General features: G+C 66.2%; 21 protein-coding genes and 1 pseudogene. 16 read left to right on the top strand and 6 right to left on the bottom strand.

Features of this window, described 5'->3' with window-relative positions; translation table 11 throughout:
* Positions 1–558: 558 nt before the first annotated feature.
* The 4 genes from QX124_RS31195 to QX124_RS31180 are packed head-to-tail and all read right to left on the bottom strand — an operon-like array spanning position 559 to position 6239.
* Entirely contained in the window at positions 559–1755 is a 1197-nt protein-coding gene (locus tag QX124_RS31195; RefSeq protein ID WP_315799246.1) for a 2Fe-2S iron-sulfur cluster-binding protein, read from the bottom strand.
* Positions 1755–2585 carry an FAD binding domain-containing protein gene (locus QX124_RS31190; protein WP_315799245.1) on the bottom strand — a complete coding sequence of 277 codons (831 nt, stop codon included), beginning with the start codon at positions 2583–2585 and terminating at the stop codon, positions 1755–1757. The genes QX124_RS31195 and QX124_RS31190 overlap by 1 nt, the downstream gene beginning before the upstream one ends.
* The gene (locus QX124_RS31185) at positions 2582–4960 is read right to left on the bottom strand and encodes a xanthine dehydrogenase family protein molybdopterin-binding subunit (RefSeq protein WP_315799244.1); all 2379 of its coding nucleotides are present in this window, start codon (positions 4958–4960) and stop codon (positions 2582–2584) included. The genes QX124_RS31190 and QX124_RS31185 overlap by 4 nt, the downstream gene beginning before the upstream one ends.
* A gap of 1 nt (position 4961) precedes the next feature.
* Positions 4962–6239 (bottom strand): amidohydrolase/deacetylase family metallohydrolase, encoded by a 1278-nt coding sequence (locus QX124_RS31180; RefSeq protein WP_315799243.1) that lies wholly within the window; start codon positions 6237–6239, stop codon positions 4962–4964.
* A 174-nt stretch (positions 6240–6413) separates the two neighbouring features.
* Here QX124_RS31180 and QX124_RS31175 point away from each other — a divergent pair, with 174 nt between their 5' ends.
* From QX124_RS31175 to QX124_RS31130, 10 genes are all read left to right on the top strand, one after another.
* The gene (locus QX124_RS31175) at positions 6414–6899 is read left to right on the top strand and encodes a MarR family winged helix-turn-helix transcriptional regulator (protein WP_315799242.1); all 486 of its coding nucleotides are present in this window, start codon (positions 6414–6416) and stop codon (positions 6897–6899) included.
* Between the two features lie 426 nt (positions 6900–7325).
* Positions 7326–8159, top strand: coding sequence for a nitroreductase family protein (locus QX124_RS31170; protein WP_315799241.1), 834 nt, complete (start codon positions 7326–7328; stop codon positions 8157–8159).
* Between the two features lie 24 nt (positions 8160–8183).
* On the top strand, positions 8184–9038 hold the full coding sequence (locus QX124_RS31165; protein WP_315799240.1) for a transporter substrate-binding domain-containing protein: 855 nt from the start codon (positions 8184–8186) through the stop codon (positions 9036–9038).
* A gap of 117 nt (positions 9039–9155) precedes the next feature.
* On the top strand, positions 9156–9800 hold the full coding sequence (locus tag QX124_RS31160; RefSeq protein ID WP_315739206.1) for an amino acid ABC transporter permease: 645 nt from the start codon (positions 9156–9158) through the stop codon (positions 9798–9800).
* Positions 9797–10453: an amino acid ABC transporter permease gene (locus QX124_RS31155; RefSeq protein WP_315705368.1), complete on the top strand. Its 657-nt coding sequence runs from the start codon at positions 9797–9799 to the stop codon at positions 10451–10453. The genes QX124_RS31160 and QX124_RS31155 overlap by 4 nt, the downstream gene beginning before the upstream one ends.
* 13 nt (positions 10454–10466) lie before the next feature.
* A complete protein-coding gene (locus QX124_RS31150; protein WP_315739207.1) occupies positions 10467–11234 on the top strand; it encodes an amino acid ABC transporter ATP-binding protein in 768 nt (255 codons plus the stop codon).
* 26 nt (positions 11235–11260) lie between these two features.
* A complete protein-coding gene (locus tag QX124_RS31145; protein ID WP_315739208.1) occupies positions 11261–11653 on the top strand; it encodes a RidA family protein in 393 nt (130 codons plus the stop codon).
* An 11-nt stretch (positions 11654–11664) separates the two neighbouring features.
* Positions 11665–12267: an urea carboxylase-associated family protein gene (locus tag QX124_RS31140; RefSeq protein WP_315799239.1), complete on the top strand. Its 603-nt coding sequence runs from the start codon at positions 11665–11667 to the stop codon at positions 12265–12267.
* Entirely contained in the window at positions 12264–13073 is an 810-nt protein-coding gene (locus QX124_RS31135; RefSeq protein WP_315799238.1) for an urea amidolyase associated protein UAAP1, read from the top strand. Before QX124_RS31140 ends, QX124_RS31135 begins: the two co-directional genes overlap by 4 nt.
* Positions 13074–13084: 11 nt before the next feature.
* Positions 13085–13714, top strand: a complete 630-nt coding sequence (locus tag QX124_RS31130; RefSeq protein WP_315744926.1) for an urea amidolyase associated protein UAAP2 — start codon at positions 13085–13087, stop codon at positions 13712–13714.
* A gap of 54 nt (positions 13715–13768) precedes the next feature.
* Here the strand turns inward: QX124_RS31130 and QX124_RS31125 are convergent.
* Together QX124_RS31125 and QX124_RS31120 are read right to left on the bottom strand one after the other, a co-directional pair.
* Positions 13769–14405 (bottom strand): annotated as a pseudogene (locus QX124_RS31125) (NAD(P)/FAD-dependent oxidoreductase); the annotation flags it as partial.
* 223 nt (positions 14406–14628) lie between these two features.
* Entirely contained in the window at positions 14629–15564 is a 936-nt protein-coding gene (locus tag QX124_RS31120; RefSeq protein WP_315739214.1) for a LysR family transcriptional regulator, read from the bottom strand.
* Between the two features lie 136 nt (positions 15565–15700).
* Here QX124_RS31120 and QX124_RS31115 point away from each other — a divergent pair, with 136 nt between their 5' ends.
* The 6 genes from QX124_RS31115 (at position 15701) to QX124_RS31090 (ending at position 23143) form a co-directional block, all read left to right on the top strand.
* Positions 15701–17011 (top strand): cation:dicarboxylate symporter family transporter, encoded by a 1311-nt coding sequence (locus QX124_RS31115; protein ID WP_315799237.1) that lies wholly within the window; start codon positions 15701–15703, stop codon positions 17009–17011.
* Between the two features lie 5 nt (positions 17012–17016).
* Positions 17017–18048, top strand: coding sequence for a PdxA family protein (locus tag QX124_RS31110; protein ID WP_315799236.1), 1032 nt, complete (start codon positions 17017–17019; stop codon positions 18046–18048).
* Positions 18038–19495, top strand: coding sequence for an MmgE/PrpD family protein (locus QX124_RS31105; RefSeq protein WP_315799235.1), 1458 nt, complete (start codon positions 18038–18040; stop codon positions 19493–19495). Before QX124_RS31110 ends, QX124_RS31105 begins: the two co-directional genes overlap by 11 nt.
* A 2-nt stretch (positions 19496–19497) precedes the next feature.
* Entirely contained in the window at positions 19498–20949 is a 1452-nt protein-coding gene (locus tag QX124_RS31100) for an MmgE/PrpD family protein (protein ID WP_315799234.1), read from the top strand.
* A 329-nt stretch (positions 20950–21278) separates the two neighbouring features.
* Positions 21279–22277 carry an MBL fold metallo-hydrolase gene (locus tag QX124_RS31095; RefSeq protein WP_315799248.1) on the top strand — a complete coding sequence of 333 codons (999 nt, stop codon included), beginning with the start codon at positions 21279–21281 and terminating at the stop codon, positions 22275–22277.
* A 56-nt stretch (positions 22278–22333) separates the two neighbouring features.
* Positions 22334–23143, top strand: coding sequence for a transporter substrate-binding domain-containing protein (locus QX124_RS31090; RefSeq protein ID WP_315799233.1), 810 nt, complete (start codon positions 22334–22336; stop codon positions 23141–23143).
* Positions 23144–23311: the final 168 nt, after the last annotated feature.

Here is a 23311-nt window from a genome sequence, read left to right as displayed (position 1 = left end):
CGGGCAAATCACCTCCACATTTCCGCGCATCCCGGCTCGCTGAAGAGGGACGTTTCGCGATCGTCACGAGCGTCGAGCTGGGAAGGCGATGGGCGCGTTGCTCCGCAGCCGGGTGTCACAGCCCGTGCCGACGAACGGAGCGACGCGACGGCGAAGTGGTGTGGTCCTGGCATCGCGGTGCTGATGCCAAGCCGGCGGTGATGATGATCCGCGGGCGACGGGGGCAAGACAGCCGATCCCCGGGGAGAGCGCCTATAAGTCGCAAAACCGTCGCGCAGGGAAGGCCGGATATTGGGCTGTACCTGTGGTTCTGCCGCGTGCTTTTTGTTGCACGCGGACCGCGGGTATCAGCCGATACCCGGTCTTCCCTGCGCCTCTTCTTCGGAGGAAGAGGTCGATCGATGGCAAAGCTCGGGCGCATCTCGCCGCGAGAAAGCTCAGCCATGCCTGCTGTTTGAAACGTGGAGACAGGTGCCGGGACGATGTCCCGCGCGGGTGTTCGGCGCTCGTGTCACGGCTGGCCGCGAGCGAGAACCCATTCGCCGGCGAGCGGCGGTTTCATGGCCCGCGCATGCGCCGGGCCAAGCCGGTGAGACGATTGCGCGCAACGTCCAGCAGCAGGGCAAGCGCGTTGAGGCGCTGCGGCTCTGGTGTCTCCGCCGGGCCCGCCGTGCCGTTGAGATGCCGGTCGCAGTTCTGCGCGAACGTCGTCGTGATGCGCGACGCCAGATCGCGCACCAGCCCGTCGCGCGCGATCTGCGCCAGCGGGCCGGAGAGGCTGTAGCCGATCGCGAGCGCGACGCGGGTTGCCCGTCCTTCGTCGATCGGAAGCATGCACCAGCTGATCTGTCCGGAGGTCGAGGTGCGGCTCCGCTGGTCACGTCCCGTGCCGATGAGCCGGCCCGACAAATCCGCCGCATTGCGATCGATGCGCGCAGAACCGCGGAAGACGGCCGACAGCGGGCCGATGGCGACCCTGATCTCGCCTTCGATGTGATCGGGCGCCGGCATGGCCGTGATCGTGGCGCCGGGAAAGCATGCGGCCAGGGTCTCGACGTTTCCGAACAGCGCGAAGACCTGCGCAGGCGCGGCGTTCACCGTAAACGACGCGTCGAAGCTCTTGGCGGGCACGGCGTCAGCAATGTCGAGCGTGCTGATGGCGACGCCCCGGTCAGCCTCGATCTTTGCCATCGTCGGCGGCGCTGACGACGTGGCGGTCGCGTGCGCGCTGGGCTGCGATCCGACGGGGCCGAGCGTTGTGCGTCCTGCGCCGACCACGGCCGCAATGCCGCGCTGCCGCCGCGCCTCTATCACGGCGCGGACGGCGCGGACGATCCCGACATAGCCGGTGCAGCGGCACAGATTGCCGCTCAGCCCGACCCGGATGGCCTGCTCGTCCGAGTGATCGAGGCGCAGCACGAGGTCGCGCGCCGACATGATCATGCCGGGTGTGCAGTAGCCGCATTGCAGCGCATGCTCGCGCGCAAAGGCCGTGCGCAGCTCGGCTGCGATCTCATCCTCATCCAGGCCTTCGATGGTCGTGACCGCAGCACCATCGCAGGCCACCGCGAACGTGATGCAGGAGCGGGCCGGAGCGCCGTCGAGCAGCAGTGTGCAGGCGCCACAGACCCCATGCTCGCAGCCGAGATGCGTCCCGGTCAGGTCGAGCCGATCACGCAGGACGTCGGCAAGATGGGTCCGCGGTTCGACCGAGGCCTCGGTCGCGCTGCCGTTGACGGTGAGCTGGAGCTTCATCACGCCGCGGCCTCCGCGATCGCCCGCGCGAGCACGCTCAGGTGGATGTGCCGGGCGGCCGGATCGGTCACGCCGGCCTGCATCAGCAGGCGGTCGGCGAGGTCGCGATCGAACTGCTGCCCGAGACTAGTGTTCGCTCCGCCAAACAGCGATGAATCGTCGACGACGATCGGCGTCCTGTCGATGGCGCCGATCACAACCCGGCTGCTGGCCTTGTCCGGCTCGATCAGGACGGCGGCCATCGCATGCGCGAATTCGCCGGGCTTGCGACAGGCCTTGGCGTAGCCGAAGCGCGTCGTGGGCGACAGGGAGGGAAGGCGGATCGCGGCGACGAACTCGCCGGGACGCAGCGCGGTCTGCAGTGCGCCCTGGATGAACTCAGTCACGGCGAGGTCGCGTCGGCCTGCGGAGCTCGCCAGCCGTACGCCGGCGCCGAGGGCTGCGAGCGTCGTCACCCAGTCGGCGGCCGGGTCGGCATGACCTAGCGAGCCGCCGATGGTGCCGCGGTTGCGTACGGCGCGGTAGGCAATGCCGCGCGCGATCCGCCGCAGCACGCCATGAGTCACGTCAGGAAGCCGGCCGTCCTCGATGTCGGCATGGGTGACGCAGGCGCCGATGACAAGATCATCGCCGTCACGCTCGGCCGTACGAAGCTCGGCGAGCCCCGCGATGTCGATGATGAGTTGCGGCTGCACCAGGCGCAGATTGAGCATCGGCCCGAGCGACTGTCCGCCGGCCATGATCCTTGCGCCGCCATTGGCGTCCGCGAGCAGGGCGAGCGCAGCGCCGACGCTGTTCGGACGCTCATAGGCGAACGATGCAGCCTTCACGGCGAGCTCGCTTGCGCCTGTTTCGCTGCCAGCACTGCCGCGACGATGCGGCGTGGCGACAGCGGTGACTGCATCAGCTCCGCACCAAGCGGCCGCAGCGCGTCGTTGACGGCATTGGCGATCGCCGCCGGTGGCGCGATCGCACCGCCTTCGCCGATGCCCTTGACGCCGAACATCGTGTAGGGCGACGGCGTCTCCATGTGAAACAGGCGCGGTTCGGGGACTTCGGTCGGACCCGGCAGCAGGTAATCGGCCAGCGTCGTCGCCAGCGGCTGCGCGGCGTCGTCGAACGGCATCTCCTCGTACAACGCGGTGCCGATGCCCTGCGCCAGGCCACCGAGAATCTGGCCGTCGACGATCATCGGATTGACGAGGACACCGCCATCCTCGACGATGACGTAGTCGAGCAGCTCGACCTCGCCGAGATCCGGATCGACCGCGACCGTGACGGCATGGGCCGCGTAGGAGAAGGTGCCGCTGTCGCGCACCGGCTTGTAGCCGCTGGTGACCTCGAGGCCGGCCGGGTCGACGTCGTTGGGGAGATCCTGCGGTCGGCGGTACCAGGTGTGGGCGATCTCGGCGAGGCCGACGCTGCCGTTCGGTCCGCAGGCGCGGCCCTCGCGCCACACGACCGCCTCGGGCGCGAGCTGCAGCAGCTTGGCGCCGATGCGCGTGGCGCGCGCGACGAGCTGCGCGCAGGCGGTGCCCACTGCTCCGCCGGCCATCACCATCGAGCGCGAGCCCCAGGTGCCGGTGGAGTAGGGCGTCATCGCGGTGTCGCCGAACACGACGCGGATGTTGCCGGGATCGACGCCGAGCACTTCGGACGCGACCTGAGCCAGCGTGGTCTCGAGTCCCTGGCCGTGCGAATGAACGCCGACGCGCAGCTCGAGCCCGCCGTCGGGTGTCAGGCGCGCGGTGGCCTGCTCGTGGCCGGGTACCATCGGGATGCCCCAGCCGGCATAGACCGAGGTGCCATGCGCGGCCTGCTCGCAATAGATCGAGACGCCGGTCCCGATCAGCCGGCCGTCCGCCTCGCCGCGCTGTTGCCGGCCGCGGATCGCGGGGACGTCGATCGACGCCAGCGCCCGCTGCAACGCGCCGGGATAGTCGCCGCTATCGAAATGCTTGTTGGTGATGTTGTCGAACGGCATGTCCTGCGGTTGCACCAGATTGCGCAGCCGCACCTCGCCGGGCTCGAGCCCGGCTTCGGCCGCGACAGCATCGAGCAGCAGCTCGAGCGCGAAGCAGACGCCGGTGCGCGCCACGCCGCGATAGGGCAGGATCGGGCATTTGTTGGTCGCGACCGAGTAGGTGCGGCAGCGATAGGCCGGCATCGGATACGGCCCCGGCAGGATGCTCGCGATCTGCGCCGCTTCGAGGCAGGCCGAGAACGGATAGGACGAGTAGGCGCCGGAATCGACGATCGCCTCGCAGTCGATGCCGCGCAGGCGGCCGTCGCGATCGGCATAGACCGTGATGTGATAGGCGTGCTCGCGGCAATTCGCGCTCGCACTCAAATGCTCGCGCCGGTCCTCGAGCCAGCGCACCGTCCAGCCCTTTTCCATGGCGAGCCAGCTCAGGCACACTTCCTCGGGCAGCAAGATGCCCTTGTGGCCGAAGCCGCCGCCGATATCCGGCGCGATGATGCGGATGCGGCCCTGGTCCATGCCGAGGCAGTCGGACAGGCCGTTGCGCACGATGTGCGGCATCTGCGAGCCCGTGTGCAGCGTGAGCTGATCGAGCCGGTGATCGAAGGTCGCGACGACGCCGCGGCCCTCCAGCGGCACCATGCACTGGCGCGCTGTCGAGATATCGCGCGTCACCTTGATCGGCGCGTCAAGCGCCGCAGTGATGTCGACCTCGAAATTCGTTTCCAGGAAGACGTTGTCGCCCCAATGCTCGTGCACGAGCGCGCTGCCAGCCGCGCGCGCCAGCCGCATGTCGTGCACCGCTGGCAGCGGCTCCAGGTCGAGCTCGACGGAAGCGGCGATGTCCTCGGCCTCGGCGCGGCTGCGCGCGACGCACATCGCCACGAGTTCGCCGACATGGCGCACCTTGCCCGTCGCCAGCACCGGCTGCTCGGAGATCTTGAAGCCGGGCAGGCCGGAGACGGCGCGGATCGGCTTGATGCCGGCGAGGTCGTCGGCCGTGAAGACGACGTCGCGGTACACCGTGGGAATATGGATCGCCTTGATTCTGGCGTGCGCCATCGGGCTGCGCACGAAGGCGACGTCCTTCATCCCCGGCAGCCTGATGTCGGCGACATATTGACCGCGGCCGCGCAGGAATCGGTCGTCCTCCTTGCGCAGCAGCCGCGCGCCGACGCCGCGCGGCGCGCGCTCATCCGAGACGGTCGGCGCCGCGCCGGCCACGTCAGGCCGCGACCGCTGCAGGCAGGATCGGCGCCGTTGCGTCGTGCCTGACGCCGGCGCGCAGGCAGAACACCGGCTGCAGCAGCCGATCGGCAATCACCTCGGTCTTCTCGTTGTCGCGCAGCACGAAGCGCCCTTGCTTCTCCTGGAGCACGCTGACGTCGGCGTCCATGCCCGGACGCAGTGCGCCGATCCGATCGGACAGGCCGAGCATGCTAGCCGGGTTCGACGTCACCATCGGCACGACCTGCTCCAGCGTCAGCCCGAGCGCGACCAGCGAGCTCATCGCCTGCACGAGGCTGAACTTGGCCTGGCCGGCGAAGGGGTGGTTCTCGTCGTCGGCAGGTTCGTCCGGCGTGCCGGCGGGCGCCGGCACATGCGTGTTGTAGCCGTGGATGTCGGCGCCGAGCGTATGCGGCACGATGCCGGCGTCGATCGCCTTGCGCGCCAGCCGGTAGGAGAAATGGCTGCCATGGCCGACGTCGACCTTGAGCCCGCGGTCGAGCGCGGCCTGGATCACCGGATGTACATCGCCCCTGGTGTTGACGAAGCCGCCGGGATGCCGCGTGAACGGGTGCGCCAGCACGTCGCCCGGACGCAGCAGCGGGATCACGCGCTCCAGGATGGTGTCGACATCCTCGCCGTTGGTGCCGCTCGCCGGCAGGCCCCACAGCTGGCCGAAATGGACATAGACCGGGAGTTCGGCGCGGCGGCCGATCTCCGCGGCCATCTCGATGACCCGGATGCCCCAGCGCGCGAAGCCGCCGATCTCGGCATGCGCCTTGATGCCGCGGACGAGGTCGCGGTTGGCGACAGCTGACTTCACCGTCGCGTCTATGTCGACGCAGTCGGGCCGATAGAGATCAGGGTAGTAATGGCCCTCGAGGCCGCCGACCAGATAGGCCGACAGGAACGCATAGACACGCGACTGCGCCTGCTCGGCGACGAAGTGCCGGAAGCCGGGCAGAGTCATGCAGGACGGACCGCCCTGGTCGATCAGGCTGGTGACGCCCGACTGTACGCCGACCATGTCCGCATTCATGCCGAAGCGGCCGGTGACGTACTGATAGACATGGGCGTGGGTGTCGATCAGTCCGGGAAGCACGAGCTGGCCGGTGACGTCGACGACATCCCTGGCGCTGGTCGGCAGGATATCGGACTGGACAGCGGCGATGCGGCCATTGCGGATGGCGACATCCTTCAGTCCATCGATGCCGGAGGCGGGGTCAATGACACGACCGCCGCGCAGCAGCAGGTCGAACGAGGCGCTCACGGACATGCAAGGTCTCCTTTCCGGGCAGCGTGCTCGTCCCGGTCAAAGCCTTCCTCGATGAGCCGGCACCGATGATGTGCCGACCGATTTACGAAGCATACTTCGCATTACATCAAGATCCGTGCCATAGACAGCTTCAAATTGATGCAGCGTGATCAGCGCTTATGCGGGAGCCGTTCGATGGCAGGAAGGACTAATCCGAAAGCAGATCCGTCATGGCCGCTCGAGGCGCGCCCGGGCTATCTGATCCGGCGGCTGCACCAGATCCACGTCGCGCTGTTCCAGGAGAAATGTGCCGCTTATGAGATCACGCCGTTGCAGTACAGCCTGTTGACGGCGCTGGCAAAACGGGGGACGGCGGATCAGACGGCGCTGGCCCAGGACATCGCGCTCGACCGGACCACGACGACCGGCGCATTGAAGCGGCTGCAGGCGCGCGGCTTCGTCGATCGCAGCGTCGGACCGCACGACCGGCGGTCGCGGACCTGCCGTCTGACCCGTTCCGGCGCGGCCTTGCTGCGCAAGATCGAGCGGCCGGCACGGGCGGCGCATCTCGCGACGATCGCGGATCTCACCAAGGCCGATCAAAAGCGGTTCATTGCCATGATGCAGGCGATCGTCAAGGCGCAGGGCGAGCGGCTCGATGCGACACGATCGCCAGACTGAGCGCGCCCGACCGCGATGAGCTCCGATTAGATAATGGGCATGGTGCTGCCCGAAAAGCAGCGCGTCGCCGGAGTGCAGCATCCGGTCGGGGCGCCGTCGCCGTAAATACGAAGCATGCTCCGCATTCAGGTGCTGCGGCGTTTTGTCCGCAACCGGCGCATTTGGCTGCTCATTTTCGGTGAAGATCGTCGCAGGAGCGGTCGCGCTGCGCTAGGCCCCGCGACGTCTGGCATGTCCCTTGCTCACATCTCGAATAATAGCTGCGCGGAAGCCGCGGCGAAATCGATCCGGGGCGGCGACACCGATGTCGCAGCGCGTGGGGTGAGCAATGCGACGTCTGCCGCTGCGGGATCCGCCGATCATGGCTCAGGCCAATGGCGTCCGTTCGACCTGGCGCGTCGCGCGTGATGCGATAGGGGCGCTGTGATGTCCGAGCATGCCGATGCCCTCGCGACACGCTTCGGAGACGGCGGACCCGATGGCGGCGATGTCGAGGCCAATGCGTTCCTGCGCGGCGTGCTGTCGCGCAAGACGGTGCGCCGCTATAGCGACCGGATGCCGGAGGAGGGGCTGCTCGACCTGCTCGTCGCCTGTGCGCTGAGCGCCTCGGCCAAGTCGGATTTCCAGCAGGCTTCGGTGATGCGCGTGCGCAATGCCGACAAGCGGGCGGCGATCGGCCGGCTGTTTCCGAGCATGCCCTGGATCGGCGCGTCGCCGCTGTTCTTCGTTTTCCTCGGTGACGCGCGGCGGCTGCAGCGGATCGGCGAGCTGCGCGGCAAGCCGGTCAGGAACGGCACCCTGGAAGGCTTTTTCAACGCCTCGGTCGATGCGGCGCTGGCACTGCAGACCATGATCCTGTGCGCGGAGTCCGCCGGCCTCGGCACCTGTCCGATCAGCGTCATCCGCAACGAGATCGACACGGTCGCCAAGGTGCTGGAGCTGCCCGACATGGTGTTTCCCGTTGCTGGGCTGTGTCTCGGCTATCCCGCGGCGGAGGGCCATGTCAGCCTGCGGCTGCCGCGCAGCATTACCACGCATGTCGACCGCTACGGCGACGATGCGCTGCCCGCGGCGCTCGACGATTACGACCGGCGGCGCCATGCGCGGCACGCGATTCCGAAGGAGCAGCAGCGCGGCAATGCCGAGTTCGGCGAGGCCGATTTCTACGGCTGGTCGGAGGACAAGGCGCGGCAGGCCGCCAAGGCCGAAGGGGCTGCCTTCCCACCCTATCTGCGCGCGCACGGCTTCAGCTTCGACTGATCAGTTCATGTAAGGAGATCCGAGATGACCAAGCTTTCGTTTCCCCGCCTGTCGCTACCGTCGCGGCGAGCAGCGCTTGCGCTGCTGGCCGCCGCGCTGACCTTGCCGGCCGCGTTCAGCGCCAACGCCGGCAGTCTCGACGAGATCAAGAAGCGCGGTCTCATCGTCGCGACCGAGGACGATTTCCGTCCCTTCGAGTTCGTCAAGGACGGCAAGCCGACCGGCTTCGACAACGAACTGATCGAGGATCTGCGCAAATACGCGCCGTTCGAGATCAAGCAGCAGATCCTGCCGTGGACAGGCATCCTGGCCGGCGTCTCCACCGGCAAGTACGATGTCGCCATCACCGCGGCGATCATCACCAAGGAGCGCAAGAAGTCGCTCGACTTCACCAGCCCGATCGCCGACGCGACGCACTATTACGTGAAGCGCAAGGACGACAAGAGCATCTCCGCGATCAAGGATCTCAGCGGCAAGACCGTCGGCGTGCAGGCCGGCAGCGCGCTGCTGGGGCGGCTGCCCGAGCTCCAGGCGATGCTGGAAAAGGAGGGCGGCAAGCTCGGCAAGGTGGTCGAATACACCTCTTATCCCGAAGCCTATCAGGATCTCGCGCTCGGCCGTGTCGACTACGTCGTCAACACCATCATCAACATCAAGGCGCTGGTCGCCGAGAAGCCGAACGTGTTCGCGGTCGGTCAGCCCGTCTCCGGCAAATCCTATCCGGCCTGGGCGGTCGCCAAGGGCAACACGGAGCTGGTCGAATTCCTGAACGGCTTCATCGCCAAGGAGAAGGAAACCGGCCGGTTCGCCGAATTGCAAAAGAAGTGGTTCGGCGAGGCCTTCCCGGATCTGCCGGTCACGTTCGAGCCGGAATTCTGACGCCGCGGTTGGGGTGCAGCTGATGTGCGGGTGGCGATCGCTGCGCGCCGGTCCGCTCGACGGCGAGTTGACCCTCGACGGGACGCGGCTGCTCGGCGACGCCACGGGTGGACGGCGATGAGCGCGGCCGACGTGCTGGCCATCCTGCAGGGCGCGGTGGTCACGGTGACGCTGTCCTTGGTCGGTATCCTGATCGGGCTGCCGATCGGCCTTGGCCTGGCGCTGCTGCGCTGGGCCAACGTTCCGATCGTCGCCCGCGTGGTCGCGGTCTATGTCTCGGTGCTGCGCGCGACCCCGCTCGTGACGTTGCTGCTGCTGCTGTTCTTCGCGCTGCCCAATGTCGGGATCGCAATCGGGCCGGTGTCGGCGGCGATCCTGGCGCTGGTGATGAACACCTCGGCGTTCAACTGCGAGGTCTGGCGCGCCGCTCTGATGAACTTCCCGAAGGAGCAGTACGAGGCCGCGCAGTCGGTCGGCATGCATGCGAGCCTGCGCTTCCGCCGCATCGTCCTGCCGCAGATCGTGCGGGTCAGTCTGCCCGGGCTCGTCAACGAGATGTCGCTGCTGATCAAGGTCACGCCCGTGCTGGCGGTCGTTGGCGTCGTCGACATCACCCGCGCGGCGGTGCGCATCGGCGCCGAGACCTATGAGCCGCTGCCGCCGTTCCTGGTCGCCATCGCGATGTATGCGCCGATCGTGTTCGCGCTGGTCTCGCTGCAGCGCTTCATCGAGCGGCGCCAGCTCGCGGCCGAGGCCGCATGATCCGGGATTTCGCCATCGTCTGGAGCGAGCGGGGTCTGCTGCTGAGCGGTCTCGGCAACACCACGATCCTCTCGGTGCTGTCGGCGATCGCCGGGCTCGTGATCGCCTTCGTGCTGACGCCGGCCCTGATGTCGAAGCGGCGCTGGCTGGCGCTCACCGTGCGCGTGTTCGTCGACGGCATGCGCTGCGTGCCGTTCCTGCTGTTCGCCTACATCGTCTACTACGGTTTGCCCTCGTTTGGCATTAGGCTCGACAATTGGAGCTCGGGGCTGGTGGCGCTGACCGTCTATCACGCCGCCTATCTCGCCGAGATCCTGCGCGGCGCCTGGGCGGCGCAGCCGCGCGAGCCGATCGAAGCCGGCGTCGCCTTCGGCTTCTCCGGGGCGCGATTGTTCCGCCGCATCATCCTGCCGCCGCTGCTGCTCGCCGCAGGTCCTGTCATCGGCAACCAGATGATCCAGATCGTCAAGGACAGCGCTTTTCTAACTATCATCGCACTGCCCGAGCTGACGCATGCCGCGAGCTCGATCCAGTCGCGCCACTACGTGCCGTTCGCCGCCTTCATCACCGCCGTGATCCTGTATTGGGGGCTCTGCCTCGTGATCGAGGCGGGTGTCAGCGGCATCGACCGGCTGGCCGCGGCGCGGCGCTGAGAAGGAGCCCGGGATGACCGACGACATGGCCGTGCTCGACGTCGCCGGCATTTCCAAGCGGTTCGGCGAGCTCGAGGTGCTCTCCGATATCAGCTTCACGGTGACGCGCGGCGAGACGGTCTGCGTGCTCGGCCCGTCCGGCTCCGGCAAGTCGACCCTCCTTCGCTGCATCAACTGGCTGGAGCGGCCGGATGCCGGCCAGATCTATCTCAACGGAGACCGCATCGGCATCAACAATGGTGGCGTCGTTATGTCCGACCGTGAGCTGTCGCGGGTCCGCACGCGGATCGGCATGGTGTTCCAGCATTTCGCGCTGTGGCCACATCTGACGGTCCTTCAGAATCTCATGGAGGCGCCGGTGCAAGTGCAGAAGCGTCCCGTGGCCGAGGTGCGCGAGGAGGCGATGGCGCTCCTCGCCAAGGTCGGGCTCTCCGACAAATGCGATGTGTTCCCGGCGCGGCTGTCCGGTGGGCAGAAGCAGCGCGTCGGCATTGCGCGTGCGCTGGCGATGAAGCCGGACGTCCTCTTGTTCGACGAGCCGACCAGCGCGCTCGATCCGGAGCTGGTCGGCGAGGTGCTGGTGGTGATGCGCGAGCTTGCGCGCGAGGGCCGCACGATGGTGATCGTGACCCACGAGATGGGCTTTGCTCGCGAAGCCGCCACCCGCATTCTGTTTCTCGATCGCGGCCGCGTAGTCGAGACCGGGCCTCCGGAGCGCTTCTTCGTCAACCCGGAAACCGAACGCGCGCGCCAGTTCATCCAGCGCTACGCCGCCGGATGAATCAGAACGCAGCGAGGGAACACGCCATGGATCCGATCTATCATCTTCTTCCCGATGCGCCGAAGCCGGTCACGCCCTACAGCCATGCGGTGCAGGCCGGTCCGTTCCTGTTCGTCACCGGCCAGCTCGCGACCGATCCCGATGACGACGCGCTGCCGCTTCCCGACGGCATCGAGGCGCAAACCCGCAAGGTGATGGACAATCTCGCGCGTGTGCTGAAGGGCTGCGGCATGAGCTTCGCGAACGTCGTGTTCGCCCGCATCTACCTGACCGATTTCAAGCGCGACTACGCCGCGATGAACGCGATCTTCTCCAGCCATTTCGACGATGCGCAGCGGCCTGGCCGGACCACGATCGGCGTCTGCGATCTGGCGCGCGGCGGCATCGTCGAGATCGACATGATCGCCTACAAGCCCTGAAGGAGAGAGCGATGGATCCGATCGAGATTCCGGCGCGGCGCGGCAAGGCGGCGCTCGTCACGGCCGGCCAGGTGGTCACCGTGATCAATACCCATGGCGAGCAGGTGGTCGACACCTGGGCGTTCAATCGCGCTGACCTCTCCGAGTTCATGTCGAACGAGCACACGCGGGCGCATTCGCTGCATCTGGTGCCGCGGCGGGGCGACGTGCTCCGGACCAACAGGCGCCGGCCGATCCTGACCCTGATCGAGGACACCTCGGGCGGCATCCACGATACGCTGATCGCGGCGTGCGACCGCTACCGCTATACGTTTCTCGGACACGAGGGCCATCACGACAATTGCACGGATAACCTGTTCGCCGGCATGGCCGAACTCGGCCTGACGCCGCCGGAGGTGCCAAGCCCGCTCAACCTGTTCATGAACATTCCCTGGGAGGCCGACGGCACGCTCGGCTTTGCCGCGCCGCCGCGCCCCGTTCCCGGCGGCCAAGTGCGCTTGCGCGCGGAGATGGATCTGGTGATCGCGTTCTCCGCCTGTCCGCAGGATATCCTGCCGATCAACGGCAAGGCCGGACGGCCGGTCGAGGCGCATTTCACGGTGACGGACGCATGAGCGGAGAGACCAAGGCGGAGCGGGCCGCCGCCAACCGCCGCCGCTACGAGGAGCTGCGCGCGGCGGGGCAGGAGTTGAAGCAGCTGCCGCCGCCGACCGCGCGCGACGGTGCGCCGATCACAGCGAACGCGATCATCCAGACCGAGCAGGTGCCGCCCGGCTGGCACGCGACGATGCGGCTGTCGCGCGGCGAGGCGCTGCGCATCAGCGATGATCTTGGCCGCTCCAGCGTCTCGCTGCTGGCGTGGCGCAGCGAGGATCCGTGCGAGCGGATCAACTGCGCCGACACCGTGAAGGTGCAATGGAGCGCGGCGCTGTCGAAGGGCCGGATGATCCTGTCGGACATGGGACGGGTGCTGCTCTCGGTGATCGAGGATACCTCCGGCGCGCATGATCTGCTGGTCGGCGGCTCGACCGCGGACTCGACGTTGGCGGCCTATGGCGAGGTGACGCGCAACACGCAGGCGAACTTCATCTCGGCCGCCGCCAAGATCGGACTGGGCCTGCGCGACATCCCGCCTTGCGTGACCTTCTTTGCGCCGGTGACGACGGACGCAAACGGGCGCTTCGTCTGGCAAGCTGCGCGCAAGCGCGCCGGCGACTTCGTCGATCTGCGCGCCGAGATGAACCTGATCGTCGCAGTCTCCAACTGCGCCCATCCGCTCGATCCGGCGCGGCCGGCAGCGACCACGCCGATCACGCTGATCCGGCACCGGCTGCCGCCGCCTGCTGATGACGATGTCTGCCGCAGGGCCTCGCCAGAAGCCGTGCGCGCCTACGCCTTCACCGATCAGCTGTTCGCCTGAGGAGCGTGATCATGTCATCGACCGATCCCGGCCATCTCGTCTACAGCTTCGACATTCCCGCCGAGCAGCCCTGGTCGCGGGTGCTGAAGAGGGGCCAGACGCTCCGCATCATCGACAGCGAGGGCGAGCAGGCGGTGGACGCGCTGATCTATGTCGCGGAGGACACCGCCGAGCGCTACAGCGCGCAGGACACCTTGCGCGTCCAGGGCTCGGCCTATCTCGAGCTCGGCACGCGGCTGATCTCCAACCGCGGACGGGTGATGGCGCGGATCACCGCCGACACCTGCGGCCGCCACGACACCTCGGCGGGCTGCTGCTCCTGCGAGAGCAATGCCGTGCGCTTCGGTGAGGCGACGCGCTACCTGCATGCCTGCCGGGAGAATTTCATCCTGGAGCTGTCGCGCTACGGCCTGACCAAGCGCGACATCGTCTCCAACCTGAACTTCTTCATGAACGTGCCGATCGAGCCCTCCGGCAATTTCACCGTGCTCGACGGCCCGTCCGCGCCGGGCAACTACGTCGACGTGACCGCGGAGATGGACGTGCTGTTCGTGATCTCGAACTGTCCGCAGGTGAACAATCCATGCAACGGTTTCGATCCGACTCCGATCCGTGTGGAGATCAGGGAAGCGACGGCATGAACCCCTGCTGCTGCAGGCGCACGCTCGTCGGACCGACCTGCGGCGAGAGGCGCCTCAACTCGCCTCGTCGCGCAAGTGATACCAGCGATAGAGCAGGCGCTGGCCGATGCGGCGGAACGGCGCGAAGGGATGCGTCGGCAGCGCCGAGGTGAAGATCGGCAGATCCTGCCCCTTGAAGGCTTGGCCCGCGAGCATCTGCGCCATCCGGCGGCCGGCCTGCGCCGAATAGGAGACGCCGTCGCCGCCATAGCCGAGCGCATAGACCAGCTTCGCCTGGGCATCGGGACGCACGATGCGCGGCATCATGTCGTGGCTGACATCGACCCAGCCCCACCACGAATAATCGATCTCGATGCCTGTGAGCGCGGGAAACTTGCGATGCAGGCCGTCGATCAGGAGCTGGAGGTGCCGGTCATGCGTAGCGTCGGCGCCGGTGGTGGCGCTCCGGCTGTCGATCTGGACGCGGTCGTCCGGCAGCAGCCGGTAGTAGAAGCGCAAGGTGCGCGTGTCGGAGATCACCTGCCGGGTCTTGAAGCCGGTCGCCGCGAGCTCGGCCGCAGTGAGCGGGCGCGTCACCAGCGAGTTCGACAGGATCGGCATGCAGCGGCCGGACAATTCCGGGCGTCAGCCCCAGCGAGGTATAGGCGCCTGTGGCGATGCCGACGCCGTTCGCGGTCACATTGCCGCCGGGGGGACTGTAGACCCGATATTTGTGATCAAGCTATGCGATCTTGGGCCAAGTGAGGTCGAGGCAGAGGCGATTGCCGGCAGACATCTCGTTATGCCTGCCCAGAGACATGAATCGAGCCGTAGCGGGTCGAAGAGGCGCAGGAAATGCGGAAATGGAGCGCGAGGCCGAAGCCCTGCCTGGGCTGACCTCAACGCTGGCTGTGCAACCAATTCCCGCCAATTGGCTAAGTGGCTACCAGCTTCCTTGCGGTGCTCCAAAGACTCTCAGCGGCATGGATCATCCGCGCCCGTGCGCGGATGAGGCATATGTTGATCTTGATGTCCCAGTCCTTCGGGCCGGCTCTCACCAATCGGCCGCTCTGGAGATCGAGCTCGACCAGGCTGCGTGGAGCCCAGGTGATCCCGCGGCCTTCCCGGGCCATGTTGATGAGCAGCATCACCGGTGCTGAGAAGCTGGGGAGCAGCATGGCGCTTGGCTGCTTCGTCGCGAGGAAGGCGGTCACGATGCGGCCCACGCCTGAACCCGGATGATAGGCGAGATAGGGCAGCGGCTTGTCCGCAGAGCCAGGCAGCGCAAACCGCGGCATCGATTGCCGCCGGCGCCCGCTGCGCGTGACGGCCCTGTAACCGGTCGCGCTGATCGGGACCAGGACGTCGTCGGCGAGATCGATGCGCTGAAAGCGATCGTTGTCCAGGCGGCTGGCGAGCGATGGGTGGTAATGCGCCAGCATGAAATGCGCATGGGCCTCAAGCAGGAGCTTCTCACACCCGGCGAAGTTCGACGCCACGAGTTGAACAGCGGAACCGGATCGCGCACGATCGACCCGGCGGATCCAGTCCGGAAAGAACGTCTGCGACAGTGCGTGGGTGGCGACGAATTGAACGGTCTCGGCCTTGAGGCGAGCCGCTTCCAGGGCCTCCTCGCGGCCGTTTGACAGCCTGCGAATGACGTCCTCCGCCACCGGACGAAAACTCTCCCCTGCCGGCGTCAGCTTCACGACATGGGTGCTGCGCTCGAACAGAGGCGCTCCAAGCCACGCTTCCAGCGACTTGATCCGCCGGCTCAAGGCCGGCTGCGTCACGTGCCGGCGCAGCGCTGCGCGGGAGAAGCCGCCGTCCTCCGCAATAGCGAGGAAATCCTCGATCCAGCTCAGGTCCATGATGCCAATTCGTTATTGAATTATTCCAATCTGGCATTAGCACCGCGGCACCGGCTGGTCCAATGTCAGGCCAAAGATAAGGGCCGCGGAGACGCTGTTTGCAGCGCCGAAGAGCACGAGGCGGGAGGACACGGAATTGACGATCACAACGACTCCTTTGTCCGAGGCGCTCCCGACGCAGGCTGCTGCGCCTCGTGCCGGCTCGCTTTGGCGGGAGCCTTATGTCCTGATCGTGGCGGGCGCCGTGCTCGGCGCACTCGTCGGCGCGCTGTTTCCGGCTGCGGCACTCGAATTCAAACCGCTCGCCGACGGCTTCATCTCGCTCATCAAGGTCACGATCGCGCCGCTGGTGTTCCTGGTCGTGGTGACCGGCATCGCGCAGGTCGGCGACATGAAGGCGGTCGGGCGCATCGGACTCAAGGCGTTCCTGTATTTCGAAATCGTCACGACGCTCTGCCTGCTGTTCAGCTTCGTCGTGGTGCGATGGGTCCAGCCCGGCGCGGGTGTGGCGCACGCCACCCCGCAACAGGCCGAAGCCGTGGCCCGCTATGCGCAGACCCATGTCGGCTCGTTGTCGGCGTATATCCAGCACATGATCCCCGAAAGCTTCTTCGGCGCGTTTGCCAGCGGCGACGTGCTTCAGGTTCTCGTGCTCGCGCTGCTGTGCGGCATCGGCCTCTTGATGCTCGGCGAAAAGGCGCTGTCGCTGCGCTCGGGCATGGAGCGGTTGACCGCGCTCGTGTTCAGCGTGGTCCATGTCGTCGTCATGCTGGCACCGATCGGGGCCTTCGGCGCCATGGCTTTCACGGTCGGCAAGTTCGGCGCCGCCACATTGTACGCCCTCGCGCTCCTGGTCGGGACGGCCTGGGGGACGATGGCGTTCTTCATCTTCGTCGTCCTGGGAATGATCTGCCGTCTGGTCGGCATCCGGCTGATGGACCTGCTCCGGCTGTTGCGCCCCGAGCTTCTCGTCGTGCTCGGAACGTCGTCGTCGGAGACCGCGATTCCCGGAATGATGGAGAAGCTGCCAAGGGCGGGGGTGGGACGCGCCGTGACCGGTCTCGTCATTCCGTCCGGCTACTCCTTCAATCTCGACGGCGTGGCGCTGACATTGCCGCTGAGCACGATCTTCGTGGCGCAGGTCTACGGCATCGAGCTGAGCACGGCGCAGCAGTTGAGCCTGTTTGTCGTGATGCTGTTCACCAGCAAGGGCGCAGCCGGTGTCACGGGCGGGGCGTTCGCCGCGTTGGCGGCGACCATCGTTGCGGCCGGGCTGCCTGTCGAAGGCCTCGCGCTATTGCTCGGAGTAGACCGCTTCATGTCGCTGGCGCGCGCCATCACCAACACGATCGGCAACGCAGTGGCCGCGATCGTGGTGGCGAAATGGGATGGTGAATTCGACCACGACGATTGGGGGCGGGTCGTCCAGATGAAAGCAGCAAAGTAGGATCCATGGTTCTCTGTGAAGACTTGCCAATCGTGGCGCTGGTTCCCGGTGATTGCACCGGTATCGGTCCTGAGCAGACGGCGCGAATCCTCTCCGATCACCGGCTGGCCGATGCGGCGCGCCTCGTCGTGGTGGGCGATGCCCGCGTGCTGGAGATGGGAATGGCGCATGCCGGCGTGAGCTTCGATATCGAGCGGATCGGCTCCCCCAGCGAGGCTTCCTGGGTTTCCGGCAAGATCCAGCTGATCGATCTCGGCAACACCGATCCGTCGAGGCACCCGATCGGAAAGGCCAGCGCCGAGTCTGGGCGGCTCACCGGAGAGACGCTGTCGCGGGCGATCGATCTCGCCAAGGACGGCGCGATCGATGCCATCACCTTCGCGCCCTTGAACAAGCGGGCGATGTTCGACGGCGGCTGGAGGTACCCGGACGAGCACAAGATGTTCGCGGACCTGCTCGGGCACCGTACGTATTTTTCTGAAATGAACGTGCTGGATGGACAATGGATGTCGCGCGTCACCGGGCACCAGTCCCTGCGCGAGGCGCTGAACGACATCAGCCCGCCGCGGATCGCCGATGCGGTGGTCCTCGTCGACAGGATGATGCGGAGATCCGGAGTCGCTGCGCCGCGGATCGCCGTGGCCGCGCTGAATCCGCATGCCGGCGAGGGCGGCTTGTTCGGTCGCGACGAGATCGAGATGATCAAGCCGACGGTCGAGGCGATTGCGAAAAAGGGCATTGTCTGCAGCGGTCCGTATCCGGCGGATACGGTTTACATTCGCGCCTTTGCCGGCGAGTTCGACAGCGTCGTCGCGATGTATCATGACCAGGGGCAGATCGCGACGAAGCTGCGCGGCTTCAATCGCGGAGTGACGGTCACGGCCGGCCTCGAGACCGTCTTCACCACGCCCTCGCACGGCACGGCGTTCGACATCGTCGGCAAGGGCGTCGCAAACACCGGCGCGCTCGAAAGCGCGGTCCGGCTCGCCGCGCAATTGGCCTCGTTCAAAGCCCGGGAGACGTTACATGCACACTGATCGCAGGACCCTGCTTCAGGCCGCCGCCGCTCTTCCCTTGTACGCGGTCGGCGCGAATGCGGCTTTTGCACAGGCTGAGGCACCGGCGGCGCCCGCCGCGGCGCCGCCCAAGGAGGTCACGCGTACGCTTGCGCGGTACATCGTCTCGGCGGGATACGATGATCTGCCGGTCAAGGTCCGCAAGGAAGGCGTGAGGACGCTGCTGAACTGGGTCGGCGTCGCGATCGGCGGGTCGCGACATGAAACGGTTGATATTGCGGTCGCGGCGCTGGCGCCGTTCTCCGGCCCGCAGCAGGCGTCGCTGTTCGGCCGGCGCGAGCGGTTCGACATCATGAACGCCGCCTTCATCAACGGCGTGTCCAGCCACATCTTCGATTTCGACGACACCCATCTGAAGACGATCATCCATCCGGCCGGCCCGGTGGTTTCGGCGATCATTGCGCTCTCGGAAATGCAGCCGGTCTCCGGAAAGGAGTTCTTGAATGCGCTCGTCCTCGGTGTCGAGACCGAGTGCAGGATCGGGAACGCCGTCTATCCGAACCACTACGATGTCGGCTGGCACATCACCGGGACCGCAGGGGTGTTCGGCTCGGCGGCAGCTGCAGGCAAGCTGTTGAAGCTCAACGAGCAGCAAATGACCTGGGCGCTGGGCCTCGCCGCGTCGCAGCCGGTCGGCCTGCGCGAATCGTTCGGGTCCATGAACAAGAGCTTCAACCCCGGCCGTGCGGCGTCAAACGGCATATTCGCCGCCATTCTGGCGTCGAAGAATTTCACGTCGTCGGACGGGATGATCGAGGCGAAGCGCGGCTGGGCCAATACGATCAGCACCAAGCAGGACTATGGCGAGATCGTCGGCGATCTCGGCAAGCGTTACGAAGCCGCGCTCAACACCTACAAGCCGTTCGCCTGCGGCATCGTGCTGCATCCGGCGATCGACGCTGCGATTCAGCTGCGCAACGAGAACAGGCTGACGGGCGACCAGATCGATCACGTCGATCTCAAAGTCAATCCGCTCGTGCTCGAGCTGACCGGCAAGAAGACGCCGCAGCAGGGGCTCGAGGGCAAGTTCAGCATCTATCACGCGGTGGCCGTGGCGATCGTGGAAGGCGCGGGCGGAGAGAAGCAGTTCAGCGATCGCGCGGTAACCGATCAGACGGTGCTGTCGCTGCGTAGCAAGGTCATTCCGGTCATCGCGCCCGAGATCAAGCCGGAGCAGGTCGAGATGACGATCGTGCTGAAGGATGGGCGGAAGCTCAGCCGCCGCATCGAGCACGCCGTCGGCAGCGTTGAAGTGCCGATGACCGACCAGCAGCTCGAGGCGAAGTTCTCCGATCTCGCCGACGGCATCGTTCCTGCCGCATCGATCCGGCGGATCATGGACGCCTGCTGGAATGTCGAGGGCCTGTCGAGCGCAGCCGACATCGCGAAGATGTCGGCGTCGGCGTGACCATGGAGAACGGGGCCCAGCTGTCACGTCGCCGGCTCCTGCAATCGGCGGGGGCGTTTGCTGCGATCTCGGCGATGCCGATCCGTTTCTCCCGTGCCGCCGGCTCGGGCGTAACCGAACGCTTGGCGCGCTACATGGTCGCGGCGCGCGACCAGGAGCTGCCGGAGCAGGTGGTGCTCGCATGCAAGCACCGCATGTTCGACACGCTCGGCGCCATGGTGTCCGGCGCTCGGATGCATCCGGGCGAGATGGCGCTGAAATACGTGCGCAGCCTCGGCGGCGCGCCGCAGGCGTCCGTCGTCGGCTCCGACTTCCGGACGACGGCCGTCAATGCGGCGATGGCAAACGCCATGTGCGCCCACGCCGACGAGACCGACGATTTCGAACCGGTCACCAAGGCGCATCCGGGGTGCGCGGTCATCCCTGCCGCGCTCGCGATGGCTGAACGGGAGCATTGCAGCGGGCGCGACGTGATCCGCGCCGTTGTGCTCGGCTACGACTTGACCTGCCGGCTTCTGATGGCGCTCGGGCCGGACCTGGTGCGCGGCTCGCATCGCAGCGCCGAGGGCACGTCCTCGACATTCGGTGCGCTCGGCGCGGCGGCCTCGCTGGCCCGGCTGGACGAGCGGGGCATGCGTCACGCCATTTCCTATTCGGCGCAGCAGGTCTCAGGGCTGTGGAGTTGGGTGAAGGACAAGGACCACATCGAGAAGGCATTCGATTTCGCCGGCATGGGCGCGCGCAACGGCGTCATGGCCGTCGACATGGTGATGGCGGGGCTCACCGGCGTCGATGACGTGCTCGATGGCACCCACAACCTGTTCATCGCGCTGTCGAGCGATCCGAAGCCGGAGGAGATGGTCAAGGATCTCGGCAGCCGCTTCTACGTCACGGAAACCGCCATCAAGACCTTTTCGGTCGGCTATCCGATCCAGTCGCCGCTGGATGCGCTGCTCACGCTGCGCCGACAGCACGGGCTCACTCCAGACAACGTCCGCAGCATCCTGGTCAAGCTTCCGACCGACGCGATGGGCATCGTCGGCGACAGCGCCATGCCCGACGTGAACTGTCAGCATCTCGTCGCACTCGCCTTGGTCAAGGGGGCCGTCTCATTCGCCGACAGCCATGATGTCGCGCTGATGCGCGACCCGATGATCCTGGAGCAGCGTGGGAAGGTGACGCTTGTAGGCGACAAGAGTCTGATGGATCCGGCCGCGCCACGCGGTGCGATCGTCGAGGTGACTCTGGTCGATGGCCGCAAGGTCGATCATTTCACCAGGCATCCGCCGGGCACCAGGGAGAATCCGCTGAGCACGGAGGCCGTCAACGCCAAGACCAGGGATCTGATGACGCCCGTTCTGGGGCGTGAGAAGACGGAGAAGCTGATCGACATGGTCGGGCGGCTCGAAGAAATCGACGACATCGGCCGGTTGCGCGCACTATTCGCGGCGTGATCGGCTGTCATGGCGATGAGAAGCGAGATCGACGATCCCGACACCGGCTGAAGGGACGAGGTCTGTGGACCATGACCGGCACGCGCGCGAGCTTCCACGGCGAGGGCGGCAAGGAGGCGTCGCCGAAGGTCTACAAGGTGCAGATGAGGCCTGATCCGCTGGCCCACTGAAGCAAAACGCCACGGGGAGCCTTCATGGGTCGTCCCGTTCTGGGACTGAGAGACATGAAGACGACATCACGACGCGAACGGACGTGTCGATCAGGATCGTCTGAGGTCCCGCGCCGCGTTCAATTTCATCGTCGTTGGATCGACCAGAAGGAGGGGCACGTGATCAATCTCAACCGTCGTCAGTTGTTGGCCGGCGCAGCCTTGGCAGGGACTGCGGCCGCTACTCGCCTCGGCACGGCGCCCGCCGGAGCGGCTATGAATCCGGCCGGCGCGCAGGCAGCCGGCTTCTACCGCTACAAGGTGGGATCGTTCGAGTGCATATCCATCAATGACGGTGCGCGCACGTTTCCGGTTCCGGACAAGTTCGTCACCAACGCGTCCAGGGAGGAGGCGGTCGCCGCCGCCGACGCCGCCTACATGCCGAAAGGGATGGTGACCATCCCCTTCAACCCCCAAATCATCAATACCGGCAGCAAGCTCGTGCTGATCGACACCGGGAACGGTGTGGCCAATCTCGAGCCCAGCAAGGGCGCGGTCGGCCGAACCCTGCAGAACCTTGCTGCGGCAGGCGTCGATCTGAAGGCCATCGATGTCGTGCTGCTGTCGCATCTGCACCCCGACCATACCAACGGCATCCGCGCAGCCGACGGATCGATAGCGTTCCCGAATGCCGAGATCATGGTGCCTGCGAAGGACTGGGACTTCTGGACCAGCGAGGACAACGCGGCCAAGGCGCAGTCCAGCGAGATGATGAAGAACTACTTCGCCAATGTGAGGAAAACCTTCGCCGGTATCGAGTCGAAGGTGACGAAATATGACTGGGACAAGGAGGTCGCTCCGGGGATCACGTCGATCGCGACCCCCGGCCACACGCCAGGTCACACCTCGTTCGCGGTCGCGTCGGGCAACGCGAAGGTTCTGATCCAATCCGATGTCACCAACATCCCGGAATTCTTCCTGCGACATCCGGATTGGCACGTCGTCTTCGACACCGACCCCGATCTTGCGCAGCAGACCCGCCACAAGTTCTACGACATGGCGGCGGCGGAGAAGGCGATCGTGATCGGATTCCACTTCGCGTTCCCGTCGGTCGGACACGTCGAGAAAGACGGCGCCGGCTATCGGCTGATCCCATCATCGTGGAATCCGACACTATGAAAGACCGGCACATTGTCAGCACGGCGGTACCCATGTCGGATCGCGCCAGACCACGCATGAAATCGACCGGTCCGCTTGCATCGCTTTGTTGTGCCATCGCAAGTCTTTGCTTGGGCTTCTCGGCCATGATGGCGGGAGCAGCTGCGCAGGATGCGCGCGAGATCGCTCCGACCGGCGTGTTGCGCGTCGCTGTTGCGGTCGGGCCGGCCGCCTCGGCGTTCTGGACGACACGCGATCCGGCGACAGGCAAGCCTGTCGGCGTGACAGTCGAACTGGCCAAGGCGGCCGCAGGCAAGCTCAATGTGCCGCTCGAGCTCGTAGAATATCAGAGCTCGGACGAAATCGCGGCCGCCGGCAGCAAAGGCGCGTGGGATCTGTCCTTCATGCCTGCGGACCGGAAGCGAGAGCAGTTCGTCGATCAGGGACCCGCTTATGTCGCCTACATGAGCGGGTATCTCATTCGCGCCGGCTCAGACATCACCTCCGTTGCCGAGATCGACCGTCCGGGAATCCGGGTTGGCTGCATCGAAGGCACCTCGACGTCCAGAACGGTCGAGGCGAGCATGAAAAGTGCCAGCGTGACGAAATTCGTCAAGCCTGAAGAGGCCGCTGAATTGATCGGCCGGGGTCAGCTCGACGCCCTCGCCATGGGCATGGAAGCCTTGGAGGAGCTGTCGCGGCGCCTGCCGGGCAGCCGGGTCTTGAACGAGGTCATCCAATCAACGGGCGTCGTCGTGGTCGTCCCGAAGGGCAAAGTGACGGCGCGGGAGTGGGCGGCCCGGTTTCTTGCAGATGCCAAGGCGAATGGCACAGTACGCCGAGCGCTCAATCAAAGTGGATTTGTCACCGCCAGGGTCGCCCCGTGATGCCGCGGTGAGCTCCGGCCAAGCCATATCTTTCGCTTATGAGCGCCAACGCCAAATCGTATTTTGGCTGTCCTGGAATTCCGTCTATCTCCAATCGGCGGGCGATGAAGCTGTCGGCATTCATAATGGACACGACCGGCAGGCACGCGCAGAAAGTGCGCCTGCATG

Origin of the sequence: Bradyrhizobium sp. SZCCHNRI3043, assembly GCF_032377735.1 — a bacterium.
Lineage (GTDB): Bacteria > Pseudomonadota > Alphaproteobacteria > Rhizobiales > Xanthobacteraceae > Bradyrhizobium.
This window is presented reverse-complemented; position numbering and strand designations above follow the sequence as displayed.

Bases quoted from the DNA above. Each gene is read 5' to 3' on its own strand.
- QX124_RS31195 (WP_315799246.1), bottom strand. From the start codon at position 1,755: ATGAAGCTCCAGCTCACCGTCAACGGCAGCGCGACCGAGGCCTCGGTC.
- QX124_RS31180 (WP_315799243.1), bottom strand. From the start codon at position 6,239: ATGTCCGTGAGCGCCTCGTTCGACCTGCTGCTGCGCGGCGGTCGTGTC.
- QX124_RS31175 (WP_315799242.1), top strand. From the start codon at position 6,414: ATGGCAGGAAGGACTAATCCGAAAGCAGATCCGTCATGGCCGCTCGAG.
- QX124_RS31170 (WP_315799241.1), top strand. From the start codon at position 7,326: ATGTCCGAGCATGCCGATGCCCTCGCGACACGCTTCGGAGACGGCGGA.
- QX124_RS31165 (WP_315799240.1), top strand. From the start codon at position 8,184: ATGACCAAGCTTTCGTTTCCCCGCCTGTCGCTACCGTCGCGGCGAGCA.
- QX124_RS31160 (WP_315739206.1), top strand. From the start codon at position 9,156: ATGAGCGCGGCCGACGTGCTGGCCATCCTGCAGGGCGCGGTGGTCACG.
- QX124_RS31155 (WP_315705368.1), top strand. From the start codon at position 9,797: ATGATCCGGGATTTCGCCATCGTCTGGAGCGAGCGGGGTCTGCTGCTG.
- QX124_RS31150 (WP_315739207.1), top strand. From the start codon at position 10,467: ATGACCGACGACATGGCCGTGCTCGACGTCGCCGGCATTTCCAAGCGG.
- QX124_RS31145 (WP_315739208.1), top strand. From the start codon at position 11,261: ATGGATCCGATCTATCATCTTCTTCCCGATGCGCCGAAGCCGGTCACG.
- QX124_RS31140 (WP_315799239.1), top strand. From the start codon at position 11,665: ATGGATCCGATCGAGATTCCGGCGCGGCGCGGCAAGGCGGCGCTCGTC.
- QX124_RS31135 (WP_315799238.1), top strand. From the start codon at position 12,264: ATGAGCGGAGAGACCAAGGCGGAGCGGGCCGCCGCCAACCGCCGCCGC.
- QX124_RS31130 (WP_315744926.1), top strand. From the start codon at position 13,085: ATGTCATCGACCGATCCCGGCCATCTCGTCTACAGCTTCGACATTCCC.
- QX124_RS31120 (WP_315739214.1), bottom strand. From the start codon at position 15,564: ATGGACCTGAGCTGGATCGAGGATTTCCTCGCTATTGCGGAGGACGGC.
- QX124_RS31110 (WP_315799236.1), top strand. From the start codon at position 17,017: ATGGTTCTCTGTGAAGACTTGCCAATCGTGGCGCTGGTTCCCGGTGAT.
- QX124_RS31105 (WP_315799235.1), top strand. From the start codon at position 18,038: ATGCACACTGATCGCAGGACCCTGCTTCAGGCCGCCGCCGCTCTTCCC.
- QX124_RS31100 (WP_315799234.1), top strand. From the start codon at position 19,498: ATGGAGAACGGGGCCCAGCTGTCACGTCGCCGGCTCCTGCAATCGGCG.
- QX124_RS31090 (WP_315799233.1), top strand. From the start codon at position 22,334: ATGAAATCGACCGGTCCGCTTGCATCGCTTTGTTGTGCCATCGCAAGT.